Consider the following 12,243-nt stretch of genomic DNA (forward strand, 5'->3'; position numbering starts at 1 on the left):
AGCAATCAATATTTGCGGCCGTTAAAGAGACTGCATGTGATCTGGATCACATTGTGTGTGCTTAACTGGCCACATTGCAGGCACAATGCCATCTCTTTGATATGACGGGTCGGAGCTTTACCCTTGCCGCGTTCTTCCGCTGTACGTTTCAGCCATTTTTTACCTTCACTGCTGTTGTTGCTCGCGGGGTTGGCGGCTGCGTACGTCAAAGACCTCAACGTGTTCTTCACGTCTCTTTTTAACGTGCTGCCGACGTTGGTGCTGCTGTTGGGCGGCGCTTACTGCGCGGTTTACCGACGTCAGCGCGAATTGTTTCTGATGCTCACGGTGTACATCGCCTACTTTTTGCTCGACACCCAGACCGACTATTACCGCGATAACGGCAAGGTGCGCGAAGACGCCGCCGTGGTCTTTCATCTGGTCTGCCTGCTGCTGCCGCTGTTGTTTGGCCTGTTCGCCGCGTGGCAGGAACGCACGCACTTGTTTCAGGACATGGTCGCGCGGTTCGCGGTGCTGCTCGCCTTCGGCAGCGTCGCGCTGGGGCTTGAGCAAAGTTACCCACAGGCGTTGCTGATGTGGCTTTCGGAGATTCGTTGGCCGGCGCTGCATGGTGCGTGGATGAGTCTGATCCAGTTGTCTTATCCGGTGTTTATATCAGCGTTCCTGCTGCTGGCCTGGCAGTACTGGCGCAACCCGCGTCCGCTGCACGCAGCGCAATTGGTCGGCTTGCTCGGCGTGTTCTGGATGCTGCCGAAAACCTTCATCCTGCCGTTCACCCTGAACATCATGTGCAGTCAGGTGATGCTGATGATTGCCGCCGCTGTGGCGCACGAGGCTTATCAAATGGCCTTCCGCGACGAACTCACCGGTCTGCCGGGTCGCCGCGCACTCAACGAACGCATGCAGCGCCTGGGGCGCAACTATGTGCTGGCAATGAGCGACGTCGACCACTTCAAGAAATTCAACGACACCCACGGCCACGACGTTGGTGACCAGGTACTGCGTCTGGTCGCCAGCAAGCTGTCGAAAATCAGTGGTGGCGGTAGGGCGTATCGCTATGGCGGTGAGGAATTCGCCCTGGTGTTTGCAGGTAAAACCCTTGAAGAGTGTATGCCGCACCTTGAAGTGATCCGTGAGTCGATTGCGTCCTACAACATCCAACTGCGCAATCAGGAAAACCGCCCGCAGGATGACCAGCAAGGTCGTCAGCGCCGCGCCGGTTCCGGTGCTTCCAGCGTTTCGGTCACGGTCAGTATCGGCGTTGCCGAACGGATCGAGCAACGCAACCCGGAACAAGTGCTGAAATCCGCCGACGAAGCGCTGTACGCCGCCAAAGGCGCGGGGCGCAACTGCGTGATGGCCTACGGGCAAAACCGTCGCGGCGCGGTGCGCATGGACAGCGCTGCGGGTTGAGTGATGACGGCGCATTCAGCGTCTGCACAATGATTGTCGGGTGTGGTGGCCGGCAGTAGGTTCAAGCAACCTGCTGACGGAGAAGCCACCATGCCTGAGTACAAAGCTCCCCTGCGCGACATGCGCTTTCTGATCGACCACGTCTTCGATTTTCACACCAATTACGCCGATCTCGGCGCCCACGACGCCAGTCCGGACATGATCAACGCGATCCTTGAAGAGGGCGCGAAGTTCTGTGAGAACGTTCTCGCGCCGCTCAATCGCAGCGGTGACGAAGAGGGCTGCCATTTCGACAATGGCGTGGTGACAACGCCTACAGGCTTCAAGCAAGCCTTCGCACAATACGTCGAGGGCGGCTGGCATGGATTGGCGGCGGACCCGGCTTACGGCGGCCAGGGCCTGCCGAGTTCGCTGGGGCTGGTGATCAGTGAGATGGTCGGCTCCAGCAACACTTCATGGGGCATGTACCCGGGCCTGACCCACGGCGCAATGTCGGCGATCCATGCCCACGGCACCGCCGAGCAGAAAGAAACCTATCTGAGCAAACTCACCGCCGGCCAATGGACCGGCACCATGTGCCTGACCGAAGCCCATTGCGGCACCGATCTGGGCATCATCAAGACCCGCGCCGCACCTCAGGCTGACAGCAGCTACGCGGTCACTGGCAGCAAGATTTTCATCTCCGCCGGTGAGCACGACATGAGCGACAACATCATCCATCTGGTGTTGGCCAAATTGCCGGATGCACCGGCAGGGACCAAAGGCATTTCGCTGTTCATCGTGCCGAAGTTTCTGCCCGATACAGCGGGCGAGGCGGGGGCGCGCAACGGCGTTTCCTGCGGTTCGATCGAGCACAAAATGGGCATCAAGGCCTCGGCCACTTGTGTGCTGAACTTCGACGGCGCCAAGGGCTTTCTGATCGGCGAGCCGAACAAAGGCCTCAACTGCATGTTCACCATGATGAACCACGCACGGCTCGGCACCGGCATGCAGGGCTTGTGTCTGGGTGAAGCGAGCTTCCAGGGCGCGATCAAATACGCCAACGATCGTTTGCAGATGCGTGCACTGACCGGCGCCAAGGCCCCGGATAAACCAGCGGATCCGATCATCGTTCACCCGGACGTGCGGCGCATGTTGCTGACCATGAAAGCGTTCAACGAAGGCAACCGTGCGCTGACGTACTTCACCGCGCAGATGCTCGACGTTGCGCACCTGAGCAGCGACGCCGAGGCACGTCAGGAGGCCGAAGACCTGTTGGCGTTCCTCACGCCGATCTGCAAAGCGTTCATGACCGACACCGGGTTGGAGGTGACCAACCATGGCATGCAGATATTTGGCGGCCACGGGTTCATTCGTGAATGGGGCATGGAACAGCTGGTTCGCGATTGCCGGATCGCACCGATTTATGAGGGCACCAACGGCATTCAGGCACTCGACCTGCTCGGGCGCAAAGTGCTCGGCAGTCAGGGCAAGTTGCTGCGTGGTTTCACCAAAATCGTCCACAAGTTCTGCGCGGCCAATGCCGAGCATGCGCAATTGGGCAGTTTCGTCACGCAGCTCAATGAGCTGAACCAGCAGTGGGGCGACATGACCATGAAGGTCGGCATGGCGGCGATGAAGAACCCGGACGAAGTCGGCGCTGCGTCGGTGGATTACCTGATGTACAGCGGCTATATCATCCTCGGCTATCTGTGGTTGCGCATGGCGCTGGTGGCACAGGCGCAACTGGACGCGGGTGAGGGGGAGGCGGATTACTTGCGGGGTAAATTGGCGACTTGTGAGTTCTACTTCAAACGCTTGTTGCCGCGTACGGCGGCACATCGGGCGGCGATTGAGGCGGGGAGTGATTGCTTGATGAAGTTGCCAGCTGAACTGTTCTCACTCTGACCCGCTTGTGTGGCGAGGGAGCTTGCTCCCGCTCGGGTGCGTAGCAGCCGCCGATGGGTGAGCGCTGCGCACTCAAGCGGGAGCAAGCTCCCTCGCCACAGGTTTCTCTGCATCCTTTGATTATCGTTTCAGGCTGGTGACTAAAAATAACAAATCAGTCACCGGTTGACCCTATGTGTCGCAAAAGTTGTTGGGGTACACTCCGGCCTAACGAAAACACCCTTCCACGAATCACCTGTTTAGATTTTGCGAGGTTTGCCATGGCTGACTACAAAGCGCCGCTGCGCGATATGCGCTTCGTCCTCAATGAAGTGTTCGAAGTCGCCAAACTCTGGGCCGAGTTGCCGGCGCTGGCCGAGACTGTCGACGCCGAGACCGTTGAAGCGATTCTCGAAGAGGCCGGCAAGGTCACCAGCAAAAGCATCGCGCCACTGAGCCGTGCCGCTGACGAAGAAGGTTGCCATTGGGCGGACGGTGCCGTCACCACGCCGGCCGGTTTCCCACAGGCTTATCAGACTTACGCTGAAGGCGGGTGGGTTGGCGTTGGTGGCGATCCGGCCTACGGCGGCATGGGCATGCCCAAAGCCGTGTCGGCCCAGGTTGAAGAAATGGTCAACTCCGCCAGCCTGTCCTTCGGTCTGTATCCGATGCTGACCGCCGGCGCTTGCCTGTCGATCAACGCTCACGCCAGCGAAGAGCTGAAAGCCGCCTACCTGCCGAACATGTACGCCGGCATCTGGGCCGGGTCCATGTGCCTGACCGAGCCGCACGCTGGCACCGACCTGGGCATCATCCGCACCAAGGCCGAGCCTCAGGCCGACGGTTCCTACAAGGTCAGCGGTACCAAGATCTTCATCACCGGTGGTGAACACGACCTCACCGAAAACATCATTCACCTGGTGCTGGCCAAGTTGCCGGACGCTCCGGCAGGCCCGAAAGGCATTTCGCTGTTCCTGGTACCGAAGTTCATGGTCAATGCCGATGGCAGCCTGGGTGCGCGCAACCCGGCGAACTGCGGTTCGATCGAACACAAGATGGGCATCCAGGCGTCCGCGACCTGCGTGATGAATTTCGACGAAGCCGTGGGTTATCTGGTCGGCGAGCCGAACAAGGGTTTGGCGGCGATGTTCACCATGATGAACTACGAGCGTCTGGGCGTCGGTATTCAGGGCCTGGCCACTGGCGAGCGCTCCTACCAGAACGCCGTCGAATACGCCCGCGACCGTCTGCAAAGCCGTTCGCCAACTGGCGCACAGAACAAAGACAAAGTCGCCGACCCGATCATCGTTCACCCGGACGTGCGTCGCATGCTGCTGACCATGAAAGCCTCGAACGAAGGCGGCCGTGCGTTCTCCACCTACGTGGCGATGCAACTCGACACCGCCAAGTTCAGCGAAGACGCGGCGACTCGCAAGCGTGCTGAAGATTTGGTTGCACTGCTGACGCCGGTGGCCAAGGCCTTCTTGACCGATCTGGGTCTGGAAACCACGGTGCATGGCCAGCAGATTTTCGGCGGCCACGGCTACATCCGTGAGTGGGGTCAGGAGCAATTGGTGCGTGACGTGCGCATCACCCAGATCTACGAAGGCACCAACGGCATTCAGGCGCTGGACCTGGTCGGTCGCAAGATCGTCGGCAGCGGCGGCGCGTTCTACAAGCTGTTCGCTGACGAGATCCGCCACTTCACCGCGACGGCCAGTGCCGACTTGGGCGAATTCACCAAGCCGTTGAACGATGCCGTCGATACCCTCGACGAACTGACTTCGTGGCTGCTGGATCGGGCGAAAAACAACCCGAACGAAATCGGCGCGGCCTCGGTCGAATATCTTCAAGCGTTCGGCTACGTTTCCTACGCTTACATGTGGGCACTGATGGCCAAAGCTGCGTTGGGCAAAGAAGCGCAGGACGATTTCTACGCCAGCAAGCTCGGCACCGCACGCTTCTACTTCGCCCGTCTGCTGCCACGCATTCACTCGTTGAGCGCGTCGGTGAAGGCTGGCAGCGAGTCGTTGTTCCTGTTGGATGCAGCGCAATTCTGACGATGTAACGTCGTGTAAGCATTCTCTTACATGACGTGCTGCTGTTCTCCCATATGCGCGGATTGGATCCACAGCTAATCTACATTTCATGGACGTCGCGCAGGAAGCGCAAAGCAACAACACGGACACGTAGGATTCTGCCAGGGTGGCGGAGTGAAATGGATGTCAGGGAAACAGTCTGCAAAGCCCCGCTTCGGCGGGGTTTTCTTTTGCCTGCAGAAAAGTAGTCAGGCCAAGGGATCGAGCGGCGGCTTGGCTTCACGCTCCATCACTTCCTCCAGCAACGTGCGCAACAACGCCAAAGATGCTTGCTGGCGCTGCGCATCACGACAGACCAGGCCAACCTTCAGCGGCACCCGTGGTTCGCTCAGCGGTTTCCACAGCAGATCCTGATCGTCGTACTCCTTCTGGGAACGCCCCGGCAACACCGTCGCCAGTTTGGTGTGCGGCAGACTGTCGAGAATCCCCACCATGTTGTTCAACTCGGCCTGTACTTGCGGGCGTCGCCCGAGGGCTGTCAGTTGCGCCTGCCAGATCTGGCGAATTTGAAACTCTTCGCCCAACAGCAACATGGGCAGCTCGGCGGCCTGGCGAATCGAGACTTTCTTGAATTCCCGCAGCGGATGATCCGCCGGAATGACCAGCGTCAGCTCATCCTCATACAGCATCACGCCATGCAGCCCGGGCTGACGTGGCGGTAAGTAACTGATGCCGATGTCCAATGAGCCGTTGAGCAATCGTCGTTCAATCTCCAGACCGGTCAGTTCATAGATCTGCACCACCAGATGCGGCTGCGCCTTGCGCACCCGCTCGAGCATTTGCGGCACCAGACTGGTGTGTACGGTTTGCAATACGCCGATTGCCAGCGTGCGCAGCGCCTGGCCCTTGAAGTTGCCCAACGCCTCGCGCGCGCGCTGCAATCCGTCGAGCAGTGGCAGCGCGTGGTTGTACAGCGTGTGCGCGGCAAGCGTTGGCAGCAGGCGTTTGCTGCTGCGTTCGAACAGGGTGACGTCTAGGTTCTGTTCGAGCTGACGGATCTGCTGGGAAAGCGCGGGTTGCGAGATTGACAGGCGTTCGGCAGCTCTGCCGACATGCCCTTCTTCGTAGACCGCGACGAAATAACGCAGTTGTTTGAAATCCATAAGTAATGCTTATCGAAAATGCTGGGAAATCGAAATGGCCCGAAGCCGTCAGTGAGCCTAGTCTAACCGCATTCACAAGGCTTACAGGGCCGGAAAGCGCGATGACCAGCGTCAGCTTCAAGAGTGTTTACATAGGCAGTTCAAAAAACCTCAAGCGAGGTTTTTTCCAATGAATTTGTTCAGTTTGCGGCGTCCAGCGCCGAGTCTTGATGATCTGGCGTTGGAAACCAGTCAACCCGCTGTCGGCGACAGCCTGAATGCCGAGCGCCTGATGCCAAGTGTTGAACGGCCACAACAGGTCTTCGTTCGCGGCCAGGGTTCCTGGCTGTGGGACAGCAACGACCGCGCTTACCTCGATTTCTCCCAGGCCGGCGGCGCCAACAGCCTTGGACATAGCCCTTCGGCGCTGGTCAAAGCCATCGCCAGCCAGGCCCAGGCGCTGATCAACCCCGGTTTCAATCTGCACAATCGTGGCATGCTCAGCCTTGCCGAGCGCCTGTGCGCCAGCACGTCCAGTGATCAGGCTTACCTGCTCAACAGTGGCAGTGAGGCATGCGAAGCCGCAATCAAACTGGCGCGCAAATGGGGCCAACTGCATCGCGGCGGCGCCTCGCGGATTATTGTTGCGAAGCAGGGATGTCACGGTCGCAGTCTGGCGACGATTTCTGCATCGGACAGTTGCAACCTGCATAACCGTTTCGCACCGCTGTTGCCGGGCTTCGACCTGGTGCCGTTCAACGATTTGCCGGCGCTGCACGCGGCGGTCGATGCGCAGACCGTGGCGATCATGCTTGAGCCGATCCAGAGCGACGCCGGTGTCATTCCAGCGACCGGGCATTACCTCAAAGGCGTCGAGCGTCTGTGCCGTGAACTGGGCATTCTGCTGATTCTCGACGAAGTGCAGACCGGCATCGGTCGCTGTGGCACCTTGCTCGCCGAACAATCCTACGGCGTGCGCGCCGATATCGTTGTGCTCGGCAAAGGCCTTGGCGGCGGCGTGCCGTTGGCGGCGCTGCTGGCGCGCGGCAAGGCATGCTGTTTCGACGCGGGCGAACTCGGCGGCACACATCACGGCAACGCGCTGATGACAGCGGCCGGCCTGGTCGTCCTCGACAGCGTGCAAGATCGCAGCTTTCTCGAACAGGTCAAAGAAAACGGCCGACATCTGCACGAAGGTCTAGCCCGACTGGCTCACCGTTACGGCCACGGCGAACTGCGTGGTCAAGGCCTGTTCCATGGACTGACCCTGTCAGACGATTCCGCCGATGCCGTCGTCCACGCTGCATTGCATGAAGGCCTGCTGCTCAACGCCCCGCAAGCCAACTGCCTACGCTTCACTCCGGCCCTGACCGTCAGCAAAACCAACATCGACGAAATGCTCCTACGCCTCGGCCGTGCCTTCTCGCGAGTGATCACCGCACAACTGCAATGCCGCAAGGGGATTGCCGTCTGAGCCGAACCGTCCTGCCCGAATTGAAGAACCGTCTCGCGGTATAACGCACGCCCCACGCCTGATTCTTTTGGCGTGGGGCGTTTTTTTGTGGCCGGGTTTTGCAATCAGCGATTAGCGCTTGAGAGATTGCGGTATCAGTGTTTTTTAGATACTGGATCACGGATAAAGAACTTAAAGACGCCCTTATCGAAATGCTTGATGGTCAAGCCGAAAATCTTGGCGTAGGCATCTGGAAAAAGCGTCTGAACGCTAACCGTCATGGCACAGATTCAGAGTTTGTTGGCAATGAAGGCGTTCGTGGAGATATCTCATGAGTAAAAAATTCAAAAGTGAAGTGTGTGAGTCGATTCACGAATCGGCCGGCGCTCTGTTTGCAGTCGGCGCCATCAGCAAGGCGACGATGCGCGAGTTTGATGAGTCGTGCATTGCAGCTGTTCCTGATGCGATTGCGGCGGAGCAGATCAAAGCTTTGCGTGAGCTCAACAATGTCAGCCAGCCCGTATTCGCCCGATATTTGAACACCAGTGCATCGACAGTCAAACAATGGGAGTCGGGAGACAAACATCCCAGTGGAATGGCGTTGAAGTTGCTGAGCATCGTGCAGAAACACGGACTGCAGATACTCGCTTGAGCCACGATTGGTTACTGGCGCTGTGATCGCACTGAACCCTGACGAACGGCGCTGGTCGATTAGCTTGTATGGCTCAAGTGAGCCAACCCCCATTCAGGAGCTGACCCATGGACTTCATTCGAATCATCATTGCCATTCTGTTGCCGCCACTGGGTGTGTTTCTGCAAGTCGGGTTTGGCGGGGCGTTCTGGTTGAACATTCTGCTGACGTTGTGCGGGTATATTCCGGGGATCGTGCATGCGGTGTACATCATTGCCAAACGCTGAGTTCTGCGGCGCCAGATAAATTGCTATCGCTGGCAAGCCAGCTCCCACAGTAGTCTCGGTCGTACACGAATTTTGTGTACATCACGCAACCTGTGGGAGCTGGCTTGCCAGCGATTGGGGCGACACGGATCCTGGAGGTGGCAGCGGATTTTCAGTCCACCAAACCCATCACCCGCCGATAGAACTTCCACTCCTGCTCCAGCGCATGCGCCTGATTCACTGCGCGGCGAAAGCCGTGGCGTTCGTCGGCGTAGTAATGCGCTTCGACCGCGATGCCGTTGTGCTCCAGCGCCGTCACCATGTCGCGGGTTTGTTGTGGGACCACCACGGCGTCCAGTTCTCCCTGAAAGAAGATCACCGGCACACGGATTTGGTTGGCGTGGAGCAGTGGTGTGCGTGCCGCGTAGCGCTCGGCGTCCTGTTCGGGATCGCCGATCAGCCAGTCCAGATAATCGCCTTCGAACTTGTGCGTCGCCCGGCCCAACGCCACTGGGTCGCTGACCCCATAGAGGCTGGCGCCGGCGCGGAAGACTTGCTTGAACGCCAGCGCACATAAGGTGGTGTAGCCGCCCGCGCTGCCGCCACGAATAAACGCCCGCTCGCCGTCGATCAAACCCTGGCCGGCGAGGTAACTCACCACCGCGCAAGCATCCTCGACGTCTACCTCACCCCAACTCAGGTGCAGCGCCTGCCGATATTCCCGGCCATAACCACTGCTGCCGCGATAGTTGAGGTCGGCGACGGCGAAGCCGCGTTGCGTCCAGTACTGGATGCGTGGGTCGAGGATCGGGTAGCACGCCGATGTCGGGCCGCCGTGGATGAACACCACCAGCGGCGGTTTGATTTCATCGTTCATGGCTGGATAGAAGAACCCATGCGCTTCACCCGAGCCGCTCGGGTAACGCAGGGTTTGCGGACGGCTGATGCGCTCGGCGGGCAACGGCGCCACGCCACCGGCCAGCACTTTCACTGCGTGGATCGTTCGATCAATCGCGATCACCGCCGAAGGGCTGACCGGCGAGGCGGCGATGCAGTAGATGGTTTGTTCATCCAGCGCCAGATGACGGAAGCGACTGTAGTCACCGGTGAAATCTTCGCCGTCAAACGTCAGGCGAGCAAAACCACCTTCGCTCCAACTGGCTAAAAAAGAATCCTCAACAGGGAGCCAGGTGCAGCCGCCCAGTTGCCAGGGTGCAGGTGCATGGTCCGCCTGCGCAGCCTGCAATGGTTTTAAACCGTCGGAAGTCTCAGCCCATGGCTGCCAGAAACCGCCGCGATCTGTCAGGCAATAGAGGCGACCTTCGGCATCAAATCGCGGTTGCTGAATGGACTCTTCTAACTCAGCGCCGGCAATGCATCGCGGCGAGCTGAATGCACCGTCAGGCAAACGCTGCGCTACCATCAACCGAGTCGATGTCCACGGCTGATGCGGCCGGCTCCACTCGATCCAGGCCAGACGCTGGCCATCCGCACTGATGATCGGCGCCGCATAAAAATCCGCACCCTCAGCCAACAAATGCCGCGTCCCGTCGACCAGATCAATCGCTACGAGTCGATGCTGATCTTGCTGTTCTTCCACCGCGAGCACTTGGCCGAAAGCGACGTGCAGATCGCCATAGCGGCACTCACCTAAGGTCAGTGCCTGAGGCATTCCGGCCAAATCCTGGCGATACAGTTGTTGATCCGCCTCAGCGACGAAAACCACCCCGTCAGGCGTCAGACAAAACGCGCCACCGCCATATTCGTACACCCGACTGCGCACGCTGAAACCGCCTGGCGTCAGACATTTCGCCACACCATCGCGCCAATGCCAGATCCGGCAGGCGCCGTCTTCCGGACGGTATTCATTCCAGAACAGCCCATTGGCACCGAGCTGCAGTTCGGCGAAATCCATCCCGGCGGCGACGGCTTGCGAGGCGCTGAAAGGCTCAGCCCTTGGCGATGAGGCGCGAGTTTCGTTCATTACGGAAGGCCAGTTGTTCAATGGTTTGAGTGGCGGTCTCGGCTTCTTTACGGGCCTTTAGGATCACCCCGTGATGCTCCGATTTGCTGCACACCGGGTCGGCATTGCTTGCATCACCGGTGAGCATGAAGGCCTGACAGCGGCAGCCGCCGAAGTCCTTTTCTTTCTCATCGCAGGAGCGGCACGGCTCGGGCATCCAGTCATACCCGCGAAAACGGTTGAAACCGAACGAGTCATACCAGATGTGCTGCATGCTGTGATCGCGCACGTTGGGAAATTGTACCGGCAGCTGTCGGGCGCCATGACACGGTAGGGCGGTGCCGTCCGGGGTGACGGTAAGAAAAATACTGCCCCAGCCGTTCATGCAGGCTTTCGGGCGTTCTTCGTAGTAATCCGGGGTGACGAAAATCAATTTGCACGGATGCCCTTCGGCTTCCAGTTTGGCCCGGTACTCGTTGGTGATGCGTTCGGCGCGCACCAGTTGTTCCTTGGTCGGCAACAGGCCGACACGATTGAGCTGCGCCCAACCGTAAAACTGGCAGGTGGCGAGTTCGACGAAGTCGGCCTCAAGCGCGATGCACAGTTCGATGATGCGGTCGATCTTGTCGATGTTGTGCCGATGGGTAACGAAGTTCAGCACCATCGGATAGCCGTGGGCCTTCACCGCACGGGCCATCTCCAGCTTCTGCGCGAAGGCCTTTTTCGAGCCGGCGAGCAGGTTGTTCACTTGCTCGTCGCTGGCCTGGAAACTGATCTGGATGTGATCGAGGCCGGCCTTTTTGAAGTCGCTGATTTTCTGCTCGGTCAGGCCGATGCCGGAAGTGATCAGGTTGGTGTAGAAACCCAACTGCCGCGCTTCATGGATCAGTTCGGCGAGGTCCTGACGCACCAGTGGCTCACCTCCGGAAAAGCCCAGTTGCGCCGCGCCCATCTCCCGCGCCTCGCGGAATACCTTGATCCACTGTTCGGTTGTCAGCTCTTTGCCTTGCTCGGCGAAATCCAGTGGATTGGAACAGTACGGACATTGCAGCGGACAGCGGTAGGTCAGCTCGGCGAGCAGCCACAGCGGCAGGCCGATTTCCGGTTTGGCCGGGACTTGCACCGATGACTCAGGCAAGTTCGATCCAGTGCTGCGCACGGGCAACCTCCATGAATTGCTCGATGTCTTCACCGAGCTCGGGCACGCCGGGGAACTGCCGATCGAGTTCGGCGATAATCGCTGCGACATCGCGTTCACCGTCGATCAGACCACCGATCAGTGCGGCGCTGTCATTGAGTTTGATCATGCCTTCCGGGTACAGAAGCACATGGCCTTTTTGTGCCGGCTCGTACTGGAAACGGTAGCCGGGACGCCAGGCCGGGGTCTTGCTGCGGTCGAAACTCATAAGGCGATTCCTTTATGCCAGACCCGTTGATCGGTGACGCTGTGATAAGGCGGGCGGTTCAGTT

The 12,243-nt window shown here is 59.2% G+C and carries 10 protein-coding genes; 6 read left to right on the forward strand and 4 right to left on the reverse strand.

Features of this window, described 5'->3' with window-relative positions:
* The first annotated feature begins 123 nt into the window (after window positions 1-123).
* The 3 genes from ACIOWE_RS24045 (at window position 124) to ACIOWE_RS24055 (ending at window position 5,339) form a co-directional block, all read left to right on the forward strand.
* On the forward strand, window positions 124-1,413 hold the full coding sequence (locus ACIOWE_RS24045; protein ID WP_166223350.1) for a GGDEF domain-containing protein: 1,290 nt from the start codon (window positions 124-126) through the stop codon (window positions 1,411-1,413).
* A gap of 90 nt (window positions 1,414-1,503) precedes the next feature.
* The gene (locus ACIOWE_RS24050) at window positions 1,504-3,300 is read left to right on the forward strand and encodes an acyl-CoA dehydrogenase C-terminal domain-containing protein (RefSeq protein WP_401396649.1); all 1,797 of its coding nucleotides are present in this window, start codon (window positions 1,504-1,506) and stop codon (window positions 3,298-3,300) included.
* A 260-nt stretch (window positions 3,301-3,560) separates the two neighbouring features.
* Window positions 3,561-5,339 carry an acyl-CoA dehydrogenase C-terminal domain-containing protein gene (locus tag ACIOWE_RS24055; RefSeq protein ID WP_201236554.1) on the forward strand — a complete coding sequence of 593 codons (1,779 nt, stop codon included), beginning with the start codon at window positions 3,561-3,563 and terminating at the stop codon, window positions 5,337-5,339.
* Window positions 5,340-5,566: 227 nt separating this feature from the next.
* On the opposite strand, the gene ACIOWE_RS24060 is transcribed toward ACIOWE_RS24055, so the two are convergent.
* On the reverse strand, window positions 5,567-6,481 hold the full coding sequence (locus ACIOWE_RS24060; RefSeq protein ID WP_401396652.1) for a LysR family transcriptional regulator: 915 nt from the start codon (window positions 6,479-6,481) through the stop codon (window positions 5,567-5,569).
* Between the two features lie 169 nt (window positions 6,482-6,650).
* On the opposite strand from ACIOWE_RS24060, the gene ACIOWE_RS24065 reads away from it, so the two are divergent.
* The 3 genes from ACIOWE_RS24065 (at window position 6,651) to ACIOWE_RS24075 (ending at window position 8,831) form a co-directional block, all read left to right on the forward strand.
* Entirely contained in the window at window positions 6,651-7,934 is a 1,284-nt protein-coding gene (locus ACIOWE_RS24065; protein ID WP_401396655.1) for an aspartate aminotransferase family protein, read from the forward strand.
* A 310-nt stretch (window positions 7,935-8,244) separates the two neighbouring features.
* The gene (locus tag ACIOWE_RS24070; protein ID WP_401396658.1) at window positions 8,245-8,565 is read left to right on the forward strand and encodes a helix-turn-helix domain-containing protein; all 321 of its coding nucleotides are present in this window, start codon (window positions 8,245-8,247) and stop codon (window positions 8,563-8,565) included.
* Between the two features lie 107 nt (window positions 8,566-8,672).
* A complete protein-coding gene (locus tag ACIOWE_RS24075) occupies window positions 8,673-8,831 on the forward strand; it encodes a YqaE/Pmp3 family membrane protein (protein ID WP_003228885.1) in 159 nt (52 codons plus the stop codon).
* A 151-nt stretch (window positions 8,832-8,982) separates the two neighbouring features.
* On the opposite strand, the gene ACIOWE_RS24080 is transcribed toward ACIOWE_RS24075, so the two are convergent.
* The 3 genes from ACIOWE_RS24080 to pqqD are packed head-to-tail and all read right to left on the reverse strand — an operon-like array spanning window position 8,983 to window position 12,179.
* Window positions 8,983-10,794 (reverse strand): prolyl oligopeptidase family serine peptidase, encoded by a 1,812-nt coding sequence (locus tag ACIOWE_RS24080; protein ID WP_401396661.1) that lies wholly within the window; start codon window positions 10,792-10,794, stop codon window positions 8,983-8,985.
* Window positions 10,760-11,896 carry a pyrroloquinoline quinone biosynthesis protein PqqE gene (pqqE, locus tag ACIOWE_RS24085; protein ID WP_401396684.1) on the reverse strand — a complete coding sequence of 379 codons (1,137 nt, stop codon included), beginning with the start codon at window positions 11,894-11,896 and terminating at the stop codon, window positions 10,760-10,762. Before pqqE ends, ACIOWE_RS24080 begins: the two co-directional genes overlap by 35 nt.
* Before the next feature lie 7 nt (window positions 11,897-11,903).
* Window positions 11,904-12,179: a pyrroloquinoline quinone biosynthesis peptide chaperone PqqD gene (gene pqqD, locus ACIOWE_RS24090; protein ID WP_401396664.1), complete on the reverse strand. Its 276-nt coding sequence runs from the start codon at window positions 12,177-12,179 to the stop codon at window positions 11,904-11,906.
* Between the last annotated feature and the right edge of the window lie 64 nt (window positions 12,180-12,243).

The sequence above is a fragment of the Pseudomonas sp. NPDC087598 genome (assembly GCF_044743525.1).
Lineage (GTDB): Bacteria > Pseudomonadota > Gammaproteobacteria > Pseudomonadales > Pseudomonadaceae > Aquipseudomonas.

What these genes read in the sequence shown, in the direction of transcription:
- ACIOWE_RS24050 (WP_401396649.1), top strand. Translation starts at nt 1,504, where the DNA reads ATGCCTGAGTACAAAGCTCCCCTGCGCGACATGCGCTTTCTGATCGAC.
- ACIOWE_RS24055 (WP_201236554.1), top strand. Translation starts at nt 3,561, where the DNA reads ATGGCTGACTACAAAGCGCCGCTGCGCGATATGCGCTTCGTCCTCAAT.
- ACIOWE_RS24060 (WP_401396652.1), bottom strand. Translation starts at nt 6,481, where the DNA reads ATGGATTTCAAACAACTGCGTTATTTCGTCGCGGTCTACGAAGAAGGG.
- ACIOWE_RS24065 (WP_401396655.1), top strand. Translation starts at nt 6,651, where the DNA reads ATGAATTTGTTCAGTTTGCGGCGTCCAGCGCCGAGTCTTGATGATCTG.
- ACIOWE_RS24070 (WP_401396658.1), top strand. Translation starts at nt 8,245, where the DNA reads ATGAGTAAAAAATTCAAAAGTGAAGTGTGTGAGTCGATTCACGAATCG.
- ACIOWE_RS24075 (WP_003228885.1), top strand. Translation starts at nt 8,673, where the DNA reads ATGGACTTCATTCGAATCATCATTGCCATTCTGTTGCCGCCACTGGGT.
- ACIOWE_RS24080 (WP_401396661.1), bottom strand. Translation starts at nt 10,794, where the DNA reads ATGAACGAAACTCGCGCCTCATCGCCAAGGGCTGAGCCTTTCAGCGCC.
- pqqD (WP_401396664.1), bottom strand. Translation starts at nt 12,179, where the DNA reads ATGAGTTTCGACCGCAGCAAGACCCCGGCCTGGCGTCCCGGCTACCGT.